At 69.4% G+C, this 14,700-nt stretch carries 20 protein-coding genes and 3 pseudogenes; 20 read left to right on the top strand and 3 right to left on the bottom strand.

Translation table 11 applies throughout. The annotated features are described in order from the left end of the window. Positions 1-161 (bottom strand): transposase family protein (locus ACIHCL_RS12845; RefSeq protein ID WP_399860572.1); only part of this gene is annotated, 161 nt, incomplete at its 3' end. Positions 162-372: 211 nt separating this feature from the next. Between ACIHCL_RS12845 and ACIHCL_RS12840 the strand changes: the two are divergent. The 15 genes and pseudogenes from ACIHCL_RS12840 to ACIHCL_RS12770 all read left to right on the top strand — a co-directional run. Continuing rightward, a pseudogene (locus tag ACIHCL_RS12840) lies at positions 373-1,731 on the top strand (type IV secretory system conjugative DNA transfer family protein); the annotation flags it as partial. After that, entirely contained in the window at positions 1,728-2,651 is a 924-nt protein-coding gene (locus ACIHCL_RS12835; RefSeq protein WP_399860537.1) for a hypothetical protein, read from the top strand. The pseudogene ACIHCL_RS12840 and the gene ACIHCL_RS12835, both read left to right, overlap by 4 nt. 27 nt (positions 2,652-2,678) lie before the next feature. Continuing rightward, positions 2,679-2,924 (top strand): hypothetical protein, encoded by a 246-nt coding sequence (locus ACIHCL_RS12830; RefSeq protein ID WP_399860535.1) that lies wholly within the window; start codon positions 2,679-2,681, stop codon positions 2,922-2,924. Next, positions 2,921-4,093 (top strand): DnaB-like helicase N-terminal domain-containing protein, encoded by a 1,173-nt coding sequence (locus tag ACIHCL_RS12825; protein ID WP_399860532.1) that lies wholly within the window; start codon positions 2,921-2,923, stop codon positions 4,091-4,093. Before ACIHCL_RS12830 ends, ACIHCL_RS12825 begins: the two co-directional genes overlap by 4 nt. Positions 4,094-4,141: 48 nt before the next feature. After that, positions 4,142-4,720: a hypothetical protein gene (locus tag ACIHCL_RS12820; RefSeq protein WP_399860529.1), complete on the top strand. Its 579-nt coding sequence runs from the start codon at positions 4,142-4,144 to the stop codon at positions 4,718-4,720. Beyond that, positions 4,650-4,904: pseudogene (locus tag ACIHCL_RS12815) on the top strand (hypothetical protein); the annotation flags it as partial. The gene ACIHCL_RS12820 and the pseudogene ACIHCL_RS12815, both read left to right, overlap by 71 nt. Positions 4,905-5,019: 115 nt before the next feature. Continuing rightward, the gene (locus tag ACIHCL_RS12810; protein WP_399860570.1) at positions 5,020-5,919 is read left to right on the top strand and encodes a DNA cytosine methyltransferase; all 900 of its coding nucleotides are present in this window, start codon (positions 5,020-5,022) and stop codon (positions 5,917-5,919) included. Between the two features lie 60 nt (positions 5,920-5,979). After that, complete coding sequence (locus tag ACIHCL_RS12805; RefSeq protein WP_399860527.1) at positions 5,980-6,585, top strand: DUF4913 domain-containing protein; 606 nt, start codon at positions 5,980-5,982, stop codon at positions 6,583-6,585. Continuing rightward, positions 6,582-7,349: a glycosyl hydrolase gene (locus tag ACIHCL_RS12800; protein ID WP_399860524.1), complete on the top strand. Its 768-nt coding sequence runs from the start codon at positions 6,582-6,584 to the stop codon at positions 7,347-7,349. Before ACIHCL_RS12805 ends, ACIHCL_RS12800 begins: the two co-directional genes overlap by 4 nt. Continuing rightward, a complete protein-coding gene (locus ACIHCL_RS12795; RefSeq protein ID WP_399860522.1) occupies positions 7,346-7,822 on the top strand; it encodes a hypothetical protein in 477 nt (158 codons plus the stop codon). Before ACIHCL_RS12800 ends, ACIHCL_RS12795 begins: the two co-directional genes overlap by 4 nt. Next, a complete protein-coding gene (locus tag ACIHCL_RS12790; protein WP_399860519.1) occupies positions 7,819-8,487 on the top strand; it encodes a hypothetical protein in 669 nt (222 codons plus the stop codon). Before ACIHCL_RS12795 ends, ACIHCL_RS12790 begins: the two co-directional genes overlap by 4 nt. Next, positions 8,484-9,335: a large ATP-binding protein gene (locus ACIHCL_RS12785; protein WP_399860517.1), complete on the top strand. Its 852-nt coding sequence runs from the start codon at positions 8,484-8,486 to the stop codon at positions 9,333-9,335. The genes ACIHCL_RS12790 and ACIHCL_RS12785 overlap by 4 nt, the downstream gene beginning before the upstream one ends. A 147-nt stretch (positions 9,336-9,482) precedes the next feature. Next, positions 9,483-10,325, top strand: a complete 843-nt coding sequence (locus ACIHCL_RS12780; RefSeq protein ID WP_399860514.1) for a winged helix-turn-helix transcriptional regulator — start codon at positions 9,483-9,485, stop codon at positions 10,323-10,325. A gap of 118 nt (positions 10,326-10,443) precedes the next feature. Next, positions 10,444-11,390: pseudogene (locus ACIHCL_RS12775) on the top strand (DUF317 domain-containing protein). A gap of 47 nt (positions 11,391-11,437) precedes the next feature. Further along, positions 11,438-11,923, top strand: a complete 486-nt coding sequence (locus tag ACIHCL_RS12770) for a hypothetical protein (RefSeq protein ID WP_399860511.1) — start codon at positions 11,438-11,440, stop codon at positions 11,921-11,923. Between the two features lie 5 nt (positions 11,924-11,928). On the opposite strand, the gene ACIHCL_RS12765 is transcribed toward ACIHCL_RS12770, so the two are convergent. Next, positions 11,929-12,123 (bottom strand): hypothetical protein, encoded by a 195-nt coding sequence (locus tag ACIHCL_RS12765; RefSeq protein ID WP_399860508.1) that lies wholly within the window; start codon positions 12,121-12,123, stop codon positions 11,929-11,931. 285 nt (positions 12,124-12,408) lie between these two features. Between ACIHCL_RS12765 and ACIHCL_RS12760 the strand changes: the two genes are divergently transcribed. The 5 genes from ACIHCL_RS12760 to ACIHCL_RS12740 all read left to right on the top strand — a co-directional run bounded on the left by ACIHCL_RS12760 (position 12,409) and on the right by ACIHCL_RS12740 (position 14,226). After that, positions 12,409-12,747, top strand: coding sequence for a DUF317 domain-containing protein (locus tag ACIHCL_RS12760; protein ID WP_399860505.1), 339 nt, complete (start codon positions 12,409-12,411; stop codon positions 12,745-12,747). Between the two features lie 53 nt (positions 12,748-12,800). Then, positions 12,801-12,977, top strand: a complete 177-nt coding sequence (locus ACIHCL_RS12755; protein WP_399860502.1) for a hypothetical protein — start codon at positions 12,801-12,803, stop codon at positions 12,975-12,977. Between the two features lie 220 nt (positions 12,978-13,197). Beyond that, on the top strand, positions 13,198-13,410 hold the full coding sequence (locus tag ACIHCL_RS12750) for a hypothetical protein (RefSeq protein ID WP_399860501.1): 213 nt from the start codon (positions 13,198-13,200) through the stop codon (positions 13,408-13,410). 65 nt (positions 13,411-13,475) lie between these two features. Then, positions 13,476-13,829, top strand: coding sequence for an esterase (locus ACIHCL_RS12745; RefSeq protein ID WP_399860498.1), 354 nt, complete (start codon positions 13,476-13,478; stop codon positions 13,827-13,829). Positions 13,830-14,010: 181 nt separating this feature from the next. After that, positions 14,011-14,226, top strand: coding sequence for a hypothetical protein (locus ACIHCL_RS12740; RefSeq protein ID WP_399860495.1), 216 nt, complete (start codon positions 14,011-14,013; stop codon positions 14,224-14,226). Between the two features lie 54 nt (positions 14,227-14,280). On the opposite strand, the gene ACIHCL_RS12735 is transcribed toward ACIHCL_RS12740, so the two are convergent. After that, positions 14,281-14,685: a hypothetical protein gene (locus ACIHCL_RS12735; protein WP_399860492.1), complete on the bottom strand. Its 405-nt coding sequence runs from the start codon at positions 14,683-14,685 to the stop codon at positions 14,281-14,283. Positions 14,686-14,700: the final 15 nt, after the last annotated feature.

Raw genomic sequence — 14,700 nt, 5'->3', positions numbered from 1 at the left:
CGGCAGCTCACCCGGGGTGCGTCGGCCTCCAGCAGCACCCGTACCGCTCCGTGGTCCAGGTCTCGCCAGCGGCGTCGGCCCCGACCCGCGTCGTAGCCGGGGGCCCGCCGACGACACCGCCCGCACCTGCTCCGCCGCCGCGCGTCGGGCCGTACCGACACGATCACACACTGTTCAGATTCGTCCCAGCGAACCCCCTCGACCACGGTGTTTTCGACCGTCAGGGTCCGCTTCCATATGCTGAAGACAGACACGCCGTTTCTCTGCGGTTATGAGCTTGTGACTAGAGACCTCAAGCTTCGCAGGGAACGGCGTGTTTCACGTATCCGGCCAGGTCAGAGCGCCCACACATACGGCAGGAGAGCCGTAAACGCTCCGGCAGACCGCGGCATCCTGCTCGGCACTCTCTCCCCGGGGCGGGCGGATGTCCGCGCGTCCTGGGAGGACGTGATCGTCGCGATCATGGTTCCGCGAAGTGGGAAGACTTCCGGACTGGCGATACCCGCGATTCTCACGGCCCCCGGCCCGGTCCTGCTTACGAGTAACAAGGCCGCGAACGACGCGTTCACCGCGACGGTCGACGCTCGCACCGAGGTCGGCACGGTCTGGGCCCTCGACCCTCAGCAGATCGCCCATCACCCGCGCGAGATGTGGTGGGACATCCTGGCCGACGCCCGCGATCTGGCCGGGGCCAAGCGTCTGGCCGGGCACTTCGTCGCCGCCAGCGTCGATGAGTCGAACGGCTCCGACTTCTGGTCCACCGCCGCGTCCAACACCCTCGGTGCGCTGTTCCTCGCTGCCGCGAGCCACCGGCGGCCGATCACCGATGTCCTGGCCTGGCTCGCCTCCCCCGCCGACCGGACCCCGGTCGACCTGCTCACCGATGCCGGCCACGACGCGGTCGCCGCCCAGCTCCAGGGCACCGTCTCCGGCGCGACCGAAACCCGCGACGGCATCTATGAAACGGCGCGGCAGTACGCGAGCTGCCTCCTCGACCCGGACGTCGCCGCCTGGGTCACCCCCGCCAAGGACCTCCCCGAGTTCAAGCCGTTCACCTTCGCCACGTCCCGCGACACCTTGTACCTCCTGAGCAAGGACGGTGGCGGCAGCGCGTCTGCGATCATCGCCGCTGCGGCTGATGCTGTGATGCGCGCGGCCGTGGTCGTCGCCGAGCGCTCCGGCGGCCGGCTCGACCCGCCCGCCCTGTGCGTTCTCGACGAGGCCGCCAACGTGTGCAAGATCAGCGATCTCCCCGACTTGTACAGCCACTTGGGCAGCCGGGGTGTCATCCCGATGACGATCCTGCAGTCCTACCGGCAGGGCCAGCGGTGCTGGGGCGAGGCCGGGATGGACGCCCTCTGGTCCGCCGCCACCGTCAAGATCATCGGATCGGGTATCGATGACGCCGACTTCGCCGACCGGCTCAGCAGGCAGGTCGGTGACCACGACGTCCAGACCACCTCGGTGTCGACCAGCGACGGCGGCAAGTCCACCTCGGTGAGCATGCGCACCGAGCGGATCCTGCCGCCCGACGCGATCCGTGCCCTGCCCAAGGGCAAGGCGCTGCTCCTGGCCACCGGGATCCGGGTCGCCATGCTCGACCTGCGTCCCTGGTACAAGGAGCCCTCCGCCAAGGTGGTCGGCCCTGCCTCCGCCCGTGCGACGAAGACCATCACCAAGCGGGCCCTGGCGAAGAGCCTCGGCCGCGACGACTTCGGGCTGTCGGCATGAGCGCCCCGGCACTCAAGGTGCTTTCGCTCGGCGCGGGGGTCCAGTCCACCTGCCTGCTGCTCATGGCCGCCGAAGGCCACCTGCCCCGCCTGGACGCGGCGATCTTCGCGGACACAGGCTGGGAGCCCCGCTCCGTGTACGACCATCTCGACCGGATCGAGAGGGAGATCGCCGGTCCCGCCGGTATCCCCATCCTGCGGGTGTCCTCCGGCAACATCCGATCCGACGCGCTCGACCCCTCCAAGCGCTTCGCGTCGATGCCCCTGCACATCCTCAACTCCGATGGCGGTGAGGGGATGTCGCGACGGCAGTGCACAGGTCAGTACAAGATCCGGCCGATCAAGGAGAAGGTCCGCGAGCTGCTCGGCTACCCCCACCCGCAGCGCATCCCTGCCGGAGTCCACGTCGAACAGTGGATCGGCATCTCGGTGGACGAGTTCCACCGGGCCAAGGACGCGGACGTCGCCTACATGAAGAACCGGTTTCCGCTGATCGAGGCCGGGTTCTCCCGCTCGGACTGCCTGCGGCTGCTGCGCTCGCGCGGGTTCGGCCAGACTCCGAAAAGTGCATGCCTGGGGTGTCCGTACCACGGCAATTCCCAGTGGCGAGCGCTGCGCGACGGCTCTCCCCAGGAGTGGCAGGACGTCGTGGAGTTCGATGCCGCGATCAGGTCCGGCAACGCACGGGCGACCGCGCAGGGCACTCCGCTGCTCGGGCAGGCGTACCTGCACCGCAGCCGCCGGCCTCTGGATCAGGCACCGATCGACCGGGGCACCGCCCACGAGTGGTCCGGGCGCCAGGGCGACATCTTCGACGCGGTCGCGGACGCCGAGCTGGAGAACGGCGAGCCGGACGGCTGCTCCCCCTGGTCCTGCCGCTCCGGTGCCCCCGTCCAGACCGATCTCGCTCTCGCGGCCTGACGCCTCTACCTGTTCAGGAGTCCATTCATGTCCTCGCACAGCCCTTCCTCCCCTGCGGCCCGCTCCGGACGCCTTGCCCGGTCACCAGTCGTCCGGCGCGACGGTCAGTGGTGGCTGATCACCGGATCGGGCTCGGTCCTCGCCACCGACCCGACGTTCACCAGTGAGCTGGACCGCTTCGCCGCAGCGATGGCCGACGCCGACCGGGCCGTCGCCGTTCTCCGCTCCGAACAGGGCGGTCCGCCGGCCCCCCGCCCCGGGCGGCACCGATGAACCCGCTGCTGCGTGCCGAGCAGGCGGTACTCGGCGCCGTGCTGCTCGACCCGGGCCAGCTCTCGCATCTTGACTGGCTTGCGCCGGACCACTTCTACCGGCCGGTCCACCAGGCGCTGTTCGCCGCACTGCGCAAGCTCAAGAACGACAGTCACCCCGCGTTGACAGCCGAGAAGTCCGTACCGCTGTCATGGGTGACCGATGCGGTCGACGAGGCCGGCCTCCACGTACGGGGGCTGACCGCGGTGTACGCCCACACCCTGGTCTCGGCCTGCCCGCGTTCCGCGCACGCTCCGGTGTACGGGCGCATGGTGCTGGAGGGTGCGATTCATCGCAGCGTCGCTGCACACGCGATCCGTCTTCACCAGGCGGCTCGCGCCGATGCCCTGCAGGGCGGGGTCGAGGGATCGCTGCACTACGCGGACGTTCTGACCGGGGTGCTCGACGATCTCGCACGGCGTTGGGGAACCGAGCCGCGCCCGGTCACGCCTGCTACTCCGCCGGCCACCGTCGCCGCCGTCCTTCCGCCGGTCCGAGCAGACCAGACCGCCGAGGACGAGCGGTTCCTTCTGGCCGTCCTTGCCGAGCGGCCGAAGGCCATGGACAAGGTGGTGGGCTGGCTACGGTCGGGCGACTTCGCCGACCCGGCCCATGGGCAGCTCTACCGCTGCCTCGCAGCGCTCCACCACCGCGGCGAGCCCATCGACCGGATCACCCTGCTCTGGGAAGCCCAACGACGAGGGCTCCTGACCGACGGCACACTGTCCGGCGACCAGCTCACCGCCATCTGCGACGGCGTCGGTGCTGGCAGCGCCGAATGGCTCGGCGAGCAGATCCTGCGCGCCTCGGTCGCCCGGACCGCAGCCGTCTCCGCACGTGCCGTCCACGCTTTGGCGGAGAACGAGGCCCTGCCCCCCGGGCAACTCATCAATCACGCCCTGCACGCGCTCGGTCCGCTCGACGAAGTACGCACCCGCTGGCAAGCCGCGAGCGGCCAGCCTGCTCCCAAACCTTCGACTGCCGATCCTTCGCCGCCCGGACCACCGACCGCGCAGGTGCGCGCCGCTCTCACCCGGAGCGCACCGCGCCGTTTCCCGGGGCCCACGGAACAGCGCGGTTCCGCGCCCACGCCGGCCTCCGCGCGATCCCCTGCGCACGGCCACAGCTGACACCCCCCATACCCAGCCCATATCTCATCCTCCCCACTGGAATTCACCTTGATCGACAACCCCATCTCCGATGCCCTGGCCCTTCGTGCCACGGCCTCGGGCTTCGATGCTCAGCGCGGCAAACTCTCGGTGCCCGGAGACCCGCACCGCTCGCCCGACAGCGTCACCGTCGCCAGGCAGATCTCCGAACTCGGCAAGCTGATCACCGACCTGGCCGACGAGGTACTCCACCGTGCTGCTGAACAGAACCGGGAGGGCAGCACCGCCCCGGCCATCACCGGCTTCGCCGCCGCTCTTCGACCTGCCGGCCAGGCCGCATCCGCCCTCGGGACGGTGGCTCGCCAGCTCGCCTTCCTGGACCAGACCGAGCACCTCAGCAACAAGCCCGACGTCCGCGATTCCCGGGAGGCTGTGGAACAGGTGATAGGCACCGCGCTCCGTACGGCGGACATGACCCTGCGCGAAGCGGCGGACGCCTTGTACGTTGCGTCGGCAACGGTGTTGCCGCCGTCCGTGCGGATCCAGGCCGCTCGCAGCCGGTCCACCAGTCCGGTGCATGCTCCCGGGCCTCTGCCTCCGGCAGGCCCCACGTCGGCTCCCCCGGCCCGGATCGCCCGGAGCCGGTGACATGCAGACCACCATCGAGCGCCCTCCGCTGATCGGCTCGCTCTGCTCGGGGTACGGCGGCCTGGACCTCGGTGTGCTGACCGCTCTCGGCGGCACGCCGGCCTGGCATGCCGAGATCGATCCGAACGCCTCCCGCATCCTGGCCCGGCACTGGCCGGGCGTCCCCAACCTGGGCGACATCACGGCCGTGGACTGGTCCACCGTTCCCCGGGTGTGCGTCCTGACGGCGGGCTTCCCCTGTCAAAGACGTCTCGGTCGCCGGCCGACGGGCCGGACTCAACTCCCAGACCCGTTCCGGGCTGTGGCTGCACGTCGCCCGTGCGGTCGAGGCCCTCCGACCCTGCCTGGTTGTGATCGAGAATGTGCGCGGCCTCCTCACCTCACCCGCCGGTTCCCCTGGCGACGTGGAATTCTGCCCGTGGTGTCTGGGAGACACCCCAGGTCAGCCTCCTCTGCGGGCACTCGGAGCCGTACTCGGATCCCTGGCCGACCTCCGGTACGACGCAAGGTGGCTCGTGCTTCGCGCCTCCGATATCGGCGCCCCACACCGCCGCGAGCGCACCTTCCTCACCGCCTGGCCCGCCGAACACCCTGCTCAAGACACCGACCAGCAATATCGGCAAGAACGGCGGCTCGCAACATCCCGCCAAGCGGAAGAGCGGGGGGCACGGCCCGAACCTGGCCGACGAGGTCGAATGGCTCCTGCTGCCGACCCCGAAGGCGTCGGACGGGATCAAGGGCTCACCCAACCAGCGGCACGGCAACGGGGACATGACCCTGCCCAGTGCAGCGGCGTCACTGCTGCCAACACCGCCGGCCGACGACTTGGACCCCCCGGGCCGCCGAGCCGGCAAGGGACGGCGCCCTCCCACCTCTACGGCAGTCCCACTCTGGACGGAAACGCCTCCAGGGGCCCGGGAGCAGACCGGCGATGGGGCCCATACACAGCCGCCATCACCCGATGGGAGACGCTCACCCGTCCCGCACCGTCACCCACCGACGCGGCAGGACGGCTCCGCGCCGACTTCGTGGAGTGGATGCAGGGCCTGGAGCCCGGCTGGGTCACCGCCACTCCAGGACTCGGACGGCCGGCTCAGCTCACCGCACTCGGCAACGGCGTCGTGCCTCAACAAGCCGCCCGCGCCTTGCAGTTGCTGGCTCCACCCTTCCCGCGTTGCCCTCGCTGCACGGCGGTGTAGCGCGTCACTACCGGGATTTCCCGGCCGGGCCAAATCGCGGTTTCTCCGGAACCTATTCCCATGTCCGACACCGGCAAGACCACCCCCGGCCCCGAGCCGTTCCGCGTCCCCGATGATGATCTCGACGATCTCGCCAGCACCCTCGCCAAGACCATGGCCGAGGTCAGGCAGCACGGCGTCATTCTCGACCGACTAGGCTCCGAGCCCGTCCCCGCGTCCGCTGAACCCCAGCCGGCCGACAATGCTCCGGCCGCAGAAGCAGCCGACTCCGAGCGGGGAGACGGCCCCGTCTCGGTGTTCATCCTCGCCCTGGGCGGCGAGGCGTACGCCGTGGAACTGACCGCACTCAGTGAGTGGGTGAACTACCTCTTCCTGCCGGTGTACGGCCGGGAGATCAGCACGACTCGCCCGTGGTGCGCGCAGTGGCATGAGCACCCCGAGGCGGTCGCCCGGCTGCATGCCCTCTGGCTCGCGTGGCAGCAGCTCACTGATGCCGAGGCCGGCCTGTCCGGTCCTTCGACGTGGCACCGCGACCATCTGGACCAGGCGCTGGTTCACCTCCGCGCTCCCGACGGGCCCTTCGCCGCGTGCACGACGAGCCCGACCCGGCCCAACCATCGCGTGCTGGCCACCCCCGCGCCCGAGCAGTCGGGGCTGGCGGCATGAGCGACCGACCCGACTTCCGCCTTGAGGGTTTCGAACCCGCTGACGCGGACGCTGACTACGCGGAGCAGCGGTTCTGGTCCGGTGACCTGACGGTCCTGGCCGAGCACCACACCAGCTTCAACGGTACCCACAGTTTCGTCGTCGCCCACGACGGGTCTGTCACGTGGGGTGTGCCCGGCGAACCGCAAATGGCTGCCATCAAGGTCACGCGAGACCTCAGCCTGAACACGTTCACCTTCGAGGCGGAGTACCACGCCACCGTGTCCTTCGCCCAGAACTGGCTGATTGAACGAGGTTGTCCACCCGAGGAGATCGCCCAGGTTGGCGAGGATTTCATGCGGCCCGCCGATGACCTCACCATCCGCGTCGAGCAGCAGATCCGAACGTCGGGCGACCGGTACAAGGTCCTCGACAGCGAGACCACGGACTACGACCCGTGCGAGACGTGGACGTTGACCCGCGACTCCAACGCTGCTCTGGTGCCGATCCGTCTCTTCCTCGAAGAGGGTGACTTCGACACCCACACGTATACGTTGCGTGAGGGTGCCTTCGCCGACGAGGGCGCCGCCCGCCGCTGGCTGGACGAACGCGACAGTCCGCTGCCGCTGCCGCCCGAGCACCGCGACGAGGTCGCCGCCCTACGTACCCGCGCTGCCCTCACTCGGTCGGCGGGCACCGCCGCGCTGCCGGAGGCCGGCCTTGATGCCCACCGCATGCCGCCGGTGGGAACAACCCAGCGGCCGAACCCCGGGCGGTCGATGTGAGCCGCGCCCGCTTCGCTTTCGCCGCACACCCGGACGCCATCGCGGACCTGCGGGAACTCCCTGACGAGATACGCGATCTGGCGCTGCTTGAGCTGCAGAACCTGGTCCACGGAAGCGACGACTGTCTGCCTCTGAAGGGACGGCTCGCGGGGTTCCACAAGGTCTACGTCGATCCCTCCGTCTCCTACCGGATGGTCGTCCAGTTCCGCCCGGCGCCGCCGACCTCGCATCACAAGCGCGAGATCTATCTCGTCGCCGCCGGCAGCCGGAAGGACTACGCGGTCTACCGCTCGGCCCACCTCCGCACTGGCCCCCGCCAGGACACCGAGACAGCCTCTGCCACCGAGACGCGTGTGCAGGCCGCTCGGTCCCGCTCTCCCCACGCGACCGACCAGCCGACGGCTGTCCCGGCAACTCCGCCTGCAGCAGCTCAGCCCACTGTCTACGCCTCCCGAAAGGCGGCCCAGCGATGACCACCAACCGCTCCCCTCTGACCCGTGCCGACCTGGCGGGCCTTCTCGCCGATGCCGCGCAGAGCATCTCCGGGATCCTCACTGCCGAGTACCTGACGGCCGCCAGCCGCTCCTACCTGCATCCCGTTCTGGGTGCGCTCTCCGCCGGGCCCCGGGTGGTCTGCGAGCTGAACGACCGGCTCGAAGGGTTCGCATCCGACGAGCCGCTCCCCACCACTCCGGCGGGTCTGTTCACTCTGGCCTCCTACGCCTCTGCGCTGGGATGGCTCACCGAGTCTCTCGCCGAGCTGACCGCCTCGGTCGACCAGATCTGCACCCGTGTGGGCATCCCCACCAAGCCGCCGACCCTGGCCACCCTCGCCCCCGCTACCGCGGAGTCGGATGACGGGTTCGACTTCACCTTCAGCGCGCTGGAGTTGTCGGCGATCCGCACCGCTGCCGAGGCCGCCGGTCTCGTGCCGGAGGACTACGTCAAGGTGCTCTCCGAGTCCCTGCTCGCAGCCGCCCAGATCACGGATGCCTGCATGGAGATCTCCAGCGGCCTCCTCGAAGACGCCGCGTACGTCCTCGGTGAAGCGACCGACACCGTCTGGATCGACAACGGCCCCGGCAGTCTGCCCACCCTCGTCCGCTCGCTGCTCGCCCGGATGGAGGCGGCCCAGTGAATCGCTACGACCCGGCCGAGCGGCCCGGTGCGCATCTCGTCGCCGAGGAGTTCGCGGTGGACGACCCTTGGGATCTGACCGACAACCTGCCGATTCACCACCCGCTCGATTTCGTCGGTCGGATGGTCGCCGCTGCCGCCCGCGATGTCGACTCGCTCCACCGCCAGCTCTGCGGAGCCGCCCAGTCCGCGATCCAGGCCCTTGAATCCGTCAGTCGGGTTGATCATTCCACGCTGCGCAGCCCGGACGGGATCCTGGGCGCTTCGGCCAGCCAGATCGAACTGCTCGCAGCCCGCCGATCAGCGGCCTACGACCAACTCACCCAGGTCATCTCGTCCTACCGCCATCTTCTTCGTGAACCACAAGTCGCGCTGTCCTCGCAGGCCCCAAACCTTGGTAGGAAGCCGGAACGGGACCAGGGTTCGTACACCGGGCAGGAATCACGGCAGGACGACTGGGCCATAGCCAACGGTCGCCAGCTCACCGCGCTTGAAGCGGTAGAGGCCGGTGGTCTGCGACTCCGCCAGAGTGCCGTCTACGGCTACACGTATCTCTCCAACGGGACGGGCCAGCGCCCCGTCCCGGAGGTGTGGCCCAACACCATCTCCCGGCTGGTCGCGGACGGACTGCTCAACCAAGACTCCAGTGAAGGGCTGTACCGGCCAGGTCAGCTTCTGTCGCTCACTCCCAAGGGCGAGGAAGCTCTTCGGGACGGCCGAACAACGACATCACGGGTCACCGCAGCTCTCCAGCGCAGCCAGGCCGCACCTCTCCCGGGACACACCGACGCAGAGGTCCCTCCCCCGGCCCTGCCCGGCCCCACTTCCAAGCCGTCTCACGGCCGCTGAGCATCCCCAGCGGAAGCCCTCCATGCCCGGGGAGAGCTACCTCCGCTCTTCTCGGTGCCCCGCCGGGCCTCGCCGAGAGTGCTTTCCCACCAGCCTCTCGGTCCGTCACATCTCTCGAAACCCACCATCCCGCACGGAGTTCACCCCATGTCCACACCCGCACAGCCCTCCGCCTCCATCGGCTCGGTCGATGCGCAGCGCGTGGAGGACGCGCTTTCCCTGATATCGCCGAAGTGGACCACCTGGTCGGTACAGACCCTGGCGCAGCAGGACCGTCCCATGCGTGTGCGTGATGTCGCTGCCAGGCTCCCCTTCGTCAGCGAGCAGTTCGTCGGCAAACGGCTGGCCCAGATGCACGCTGATGGGCTGGATACCCGAGTCGGCGAACGCCACGGGGCCCCGTACCAGCTCAGCGCGTTCGGTCAATCGTTGTCTTCGGTGCACGGTGCCCTTGCGGACTGGTCTCAGGCCAGTCTGTCGCTCGGCGGCGCGGTGGCCGGTGCCGAGCGGGTCGAGGACGCGTTGCGGCGTCTGCACCTTCGGCATTCGACCGCCGTGATCCAGGTTCTTGATGCGGGCGGCCCCATGCGGTTCGTCGAGATCGCCGACGAGGCCGGCCTGGACAGTGGCATCACCGGGCAGCGGCTCAACCGGCTTCAGGCCGATGGGCTGGTCGCCCGTACCGGAACACGCCACGGTGACCCCTATGTCCTGACCGACGCCGGGCAGGCTCTGGGCCCCGTCTACGCAGCCGTCGAGCACTGGAGTGCCCCCGCCTCCACGCGGAAGAACTCGTCGCCCCCGGCCCCTGTCACGGCGGCCACCCGGACCCACACCGGCCCACCACTGAGGTCTGACGACATCCGAGCCGCAGCGGCCCTGCGCCGGAGCGCCACCGCGCCAGGCTCTCTGTTCAGCCACGCACCGCAGCCACAACCGCGGGTGCCGGCGGCCGTCACCGCCCAGTCGGCACCCTCCCCGGTCCGGTGATCCGCGTGACACCGAGAGCCAGCCGCGACTTCTTGCCACCGTGCCCGCGTGCAGTCGAGCAGACCATTCCACTGCGCACGCGGGCACGTTCCCCACCCACTTCACCGGAGCCTCGGCTATGCACGACCGCACCCTCTACGACCCGTATCTCTACCAAGAGGTACTGGTCAGCCCCATGTACCTGGCCGGTTCCGACGGAGCCGGAGACGTTGGCTTCGCCCCCGTCGCCCACTGGCCGCACCACTATCTCGACGAGGGCCCCTGCCAGCTCCTCGTCACCTCGCCCGATCAGCGGATTCGGATCGGCTGGTTCGGCGACGACTTCGAGCTGTGGAAGATCACCGCAGCCAAGGAGGCTGTCTCCGCACCCCGCTGGACGGCAACCTTCAACCACGTCACCCCGGCCGAGATCGTCGCCGGTCTCACCACCGCTCTGGCTCACGACTACGCCGAAGCCGACGCCTACGAGGGCAACGGGCGCTTTCTGGCGAGCCCATCGTTGCGCTGGGCCGACGCCGTCCAGCCACTGACCGATGCCGGCTGGACCCGCGACGGCGGAGCCGAGCGCGGCACCGTCGAGTTCCCGCCCCCGACGGGCAGGCAGGCATCCTGATCGACAACCGCCTCTCTGACTGGGACGACGAAACCGTCACGCTTTGGGCCGGTCCGCCAGGCTGGGGCACACGTGCGGAAGCGACCTTCACTGCCCGCACTCCGTCCCATCTGATCGCTGCGACAGCAGCCACCATGGCGAGTTCGGCCCCGGTGATCCGTGAGCGGCACCAGATCGACCGCAAGGTGAAGCACCTGGTCACACTAACCCCGGTCGCCCCGATCGCCGATGCCCCGGTCTCTCGTACGCCAACCCCACTGGACGTACGCCGCACTGCTGTTACTCAGGCCGTCCACCGCGCCGCACGCGCCCCGCAGACCGCGGCCGACCTTCGCGCGATGGCGGCTCGCAGCCGCACCCCGGCTTCGGCGCAGATTCGGTCGAGCAGTCCCGCGCACTCGGTCAGTGCCAGGCCGCCCGTCGGTCCGCCGGCGCCACGGCACAGCCGCTGACTCCCGCCCCTGACCGAAGCAGCATTCCCAGATGACGGGAGCCCGCCATGCCCGATGCCACCGCACTCGATCAGGCCACAGCCTTGATCGAAAAGTCCTGGGGCCGTCCCATTGAGGCTCTGGAGGCCCTCGCGGTCCGCCGCCCGTGTATCGACCCGCTCCTGCGCTCGACGATGCACATCCGCTCCGCCCTGGTCGTCACCGAAAACGCGGTGACGGTGTACCAGGAACGTCTGCACGCCCTGACCCGGCCCGGCCATGTGCCGGCCTTCTACGACCTTGACCGGATCACCAGGTCAGCACCGGACCTTCGCGTCGCCCAGGCGGAGAGCCATGCGTTCCTGCAGGCGATCAGCCACGCGATTGAAGCACGCGAGGCCGCGACCGCGGACAGCGGCCCGGAAGTTCGTCTGGCCCAGGCCGCTGTCGCCCGCTCCGCGCACGCGCCCCACTCCGTGGACCAGGCACCCGACCAGCCCGCTCCTTCGGCCGCTGTCGGGCCGTCGTCGCCCGCCCTGGGGCCTCGTCGCTGAACAGCTCAGTCAACGTCGTCACGGTGGGCATCCCGGATACGGGCGCCCACCGTGCGGGCCAGCTCCTCCAGTGTCAGTTCGACACGGCGCCCGTCCGCGATCCGGTCTTCCACCACCGCGCCTTCGTCCGGCCAGCTGCCGGGGTGCGCGCCGACCGCCCACTGGCCGTCGGCGACCATCGCGAGGTCGCTACCGTCCACGGCCGCCCAGCCGCCCGGATCTTGCGCTCCAGCCCGGCTTCGTCCCAGTGTCTGCTCGGCTCCGCCATCCCTGCTCCCCCTTCGGTCCCATGCGGCCCGTTGCCGCAACCCAGTTACGACAACCGCGACGGCCAGTCCATTCCCCGGGCGTGGTCGATCTCATGACCGCCGCCAGTTCGCCCACGGCAGACGTCGCTTCCCGAAAGGGACTACGCACTTCGGCGCACCGCATGCCAACGTACGGGTGTCGGGAAAACCGCAGGTCAACAAAGGGATCGTGCAACCATGAATGCCTCCTCCCTCCTTCCCGCCGTCGTCGGTCCCGTAGTGGAAGAACACCGGTGGCTCTCCTCCGACCACTGCGCGGGGCCGGTGCTCGACCTCCTCCACGCTCTCGGTTGGATAGTCGTCGACACCCCGGAGGCCAACTTCCACGCGACGAGCCCGGACGGCCGCGCCTACGTCGGCTGGCTCCCCGAAGACCCCGCCGCCTGGCAGCGCGACATCGTCTGGCAGGTCCGGGTCCAGCCCGCCGAAGGTGACCCGTGGGTCCAGGAGTTCGGCATCAACACCCCTGCCGAGGCCGTTGCCGGATTCGTCGCTGCCCTCCACGCGCGTCGCTGACTGCCGCCCCATACCACCTGTTCCAACAGCACCGCCCAACGGAAGGGTTTCGAATGACACGCGACAAGATGATGACTCGGCGTGGACTGCACCGCTGCAACTGCTGCCCGGGGCACAACCCCGGCTCGTACCACCACGGGCGCGAACGAGCCCGCGAGGCCCGCGAATGGCGCAAGGACATCGCTCCCGACCTCCCGCACGAGACACGTAGTCCGCTCCAACTTCCCTGACACACAACCCAACCAGGCTCCCACGCTTCCGGCCTCAGCCCTCCGTCCCACGTGTTCGCCCACTCTTCCGCCCATACCTCTGCCGCGCGAGCCGGTCTGCCCGGTTACGGCTGGCATGCGAGCACCTTCCCCACACCAGCGAGCGTCCACCGTGCCCGGCCACACCCCGGCACTCCGTTTCAAACCCCATCCGCTTCCCGTACCGCCCTCGGAGAATCCCGTGCCCCACTACCTCACCGTCGGCCACCTGCTCCGCCAGCTCCAGGAACTCGATCCCAACCTGCCGATCCGCCTCGCCATCAACCCCGACTTCCCCTTCACCCACTACGTGGGCACCGACGTCGTTGTCCGGGACGGCATGGCATTCATCGCCGATACCGGCCAGGAGGGCTACCTCCCGGCGGCGGTGCGCGACGCTCTCGCCTGGGCCTGACCAGTTCCATCAACACCACGGAGGCATATATCTCGTCGCGATCCCGCCCTTCATCCGTCCTCCCCTTGCACAGCCTCTCCGTACGCCCCATGCCGGACGGCGTACGCGGCGCCTTGGTGCAGCGCGTCTCCGCCCGATCCGACGGCCCGCTCGACGTCACGTGGCTCGCCGCCGGAACTCCAAGACTCCCCCTCGGTCGCATCCGCCTTCACTGGGAGCCCGCCTCCCTTGCGGGCTGGGACGTCACCGCCCACCTCGGCCTGGCCACCACCGAGGTGCTTCTCGCCTACTGGCCTGCCGCTCCGGACGACTGGCCGCGTCTGGTCCACCCAACCGTCCACGAGGTGCTTGGCCTCTGCGCCGCCCTTACCGTCGCGACCACCGCCCTCGACCTCTCGAACAGCCTCGCCGAGGTCTGACCGAAACCGCAGAAGGCCGCTCCACGCCGAACAGGCAGGGGGCGGCCTTGTCATGTGCGGAGGAAGAACAGGGGGACCTTGGCGCGCGACGATCCCACCGTTTCGGCCCGGACTCATGAGATCGTTCTGTCTGGCTGACTGGCACTCGTACTCGTCCGTACGCTGTGGTCATGACTCCCGGATGCCTTCTCCGCCATTCCCTTCGCCCGACAACGCCGCGCTCCGGGTGATCGTGGGTAACGCCATCGAGTCCGTTCGCAGCGGCGAAGCCTCCGTGAACGACGCGATCCTGCACGCGGCCGTCCACGGCTGGTACGAGGGGCATATCCACGGTGAAGACGTGTGTCCTGGCTGCGACTTCCGGGGCAGGCTGCCGAAGAACAGCCACCGTGGCTGACTGTCGAGGGGTGCCATCTGCATGGCGCCCCTCGACAGTCAGTGCCTTGTTCATCTACTCCAGGTAGGTGCCGGCGAAGGCCCCGTCGAAGCCGAGCGCGGCGAGTCCGTGCTGGAGGCTGGGGTAGACCGTTCCGTCTGGGATGCCGATCAGGGCGTCGAAGTCGGTGCGGCTGATCTCGGGTTCGAGCCACTGGTTGCTGCACCGGCAGACAACCCAGACATCGCGGCGGTAGTTGACGAGCAACCAGTCGCGTCGTGCGCGGCAGGCGGAGCATCTCACGGGAATTCCGCGCAGGTCCAGTTCGCGCGGGTGGTTGAGGCATCGGGTCACGCCAGGGCCGCTGGGCGGCTGTGTCTCGTACTGGAGTTGCAGCAGCGGGTCGACGCCGACGCGGTCGGCGGACTGCGCGGTTGCCGGCTCTGCGGGGCTGTGGGTGGTTCTGAGCACGAGCGTCATCTCCCGGTCGTGGTC

This window comes from Streptomyces sp. NPDC052042, from assembly GCF_044548345.1.
In the GTDB taxonomy this organism is placed as follows: Bacteria; Actinomycetota; Actinomycetes; order Streptomycetales; family Streptomycetaceae; genus Streptomyces.
This window is presented reverse-complemented; position numbering and strand designations above follow the sequence as displayed.

Excerpts from the sequence above, each read along its gene's own strand:
- ACIHCL_RS12835 (WP_399860537.1), top strand. The coding sequence starts at position 1,728 with ATGAGCGCCCCGGCACTCAAGGTGCTTTCGCTCGGCGCGGGGGTCCAG.
- ACIHCL_RS12830 (WP_399860535.1), top strand. The coding sequence starts at position 2,679 with ATGTCCTCGCACAGCCCTTCCTCCCCTGCGGCCCGCTCCGGACGCCTT.
- ACIHCL_RS12825 (WP_399860532.1), top strand. The coding sequence starts at position 2,921 with ATGAACCCGCTGCTGCGTGCCGAGCAGGCGGTACTCGGCGCCGTGCTG.
- ACIHCL_RS12805 (WP_399860527.1), top strand. The coding sequence starts at position 5,980 with ATGTCCGACACCGGCAAGACCACCCCCGGCCCCGAGCCGTTCCGCGTC.
- ACIHCL_RS12800 (WP_399860524.1), top strand. The coding sequence starts at position 6,582 with ATGAGCGACCGACCCGACTTCCGCCTTGAGGGTTTCGAACCCGCTGAC.
- ACIHCL_RS12790 (WP_399860519.1), top strand. The coding sequence starts at position 7,819 with ATGACCACCAACCGCTCCCCTCTGACCCGTGCCGACCTGGCGGGCCTT.
- ACIHCL_RS12780 (WP_399860514.1), top strand. The coding sequence starts at position 9,483 with ATGTCCACACCCGCACAGCCCTCCGCCTCCATCGGCTCGGTCGATGCG.
- ACIHCL_RS12770 (WP_399860511.1), top strand. The coding sequence starts at position 11,438 with ATGCCCGATGCCACCGCACTCGATCAGGCCACAGCCTTGATCGAAAAG.
- ACIHCL_RS12760 (WP_399860505.1), top strand. The coding sequence starts at position 12,409 with ATGAATGCCTCCTCCCTCCTTCCCGCCGTCGTCGGTCCCGTAGTGGAA.
- ACIHCL_RS12755 (WP_399860502.1), top strand. The coding sequence starts at position 12,801 with ATGACACGCGACAAGATGATGACTCGGCGTGGACTGCACCGCTGCAAC.
- ACIHCL_RS12740 (WP_399860495.1), top strand. The coding sequence starts at position 14,011 with ATGCCTTCTCCGCCATTCCCTTCGCCCGACAACGCCGCGCTCCGGGTG.
- ACIHCL_RS12735 (WP_399860492.1), bottom strand. The coding sequence starts at position 14,685 with ATGACGCTCGTGCTCAGAACCACCCACAGCCCCGCAGAGCCGGCAACC.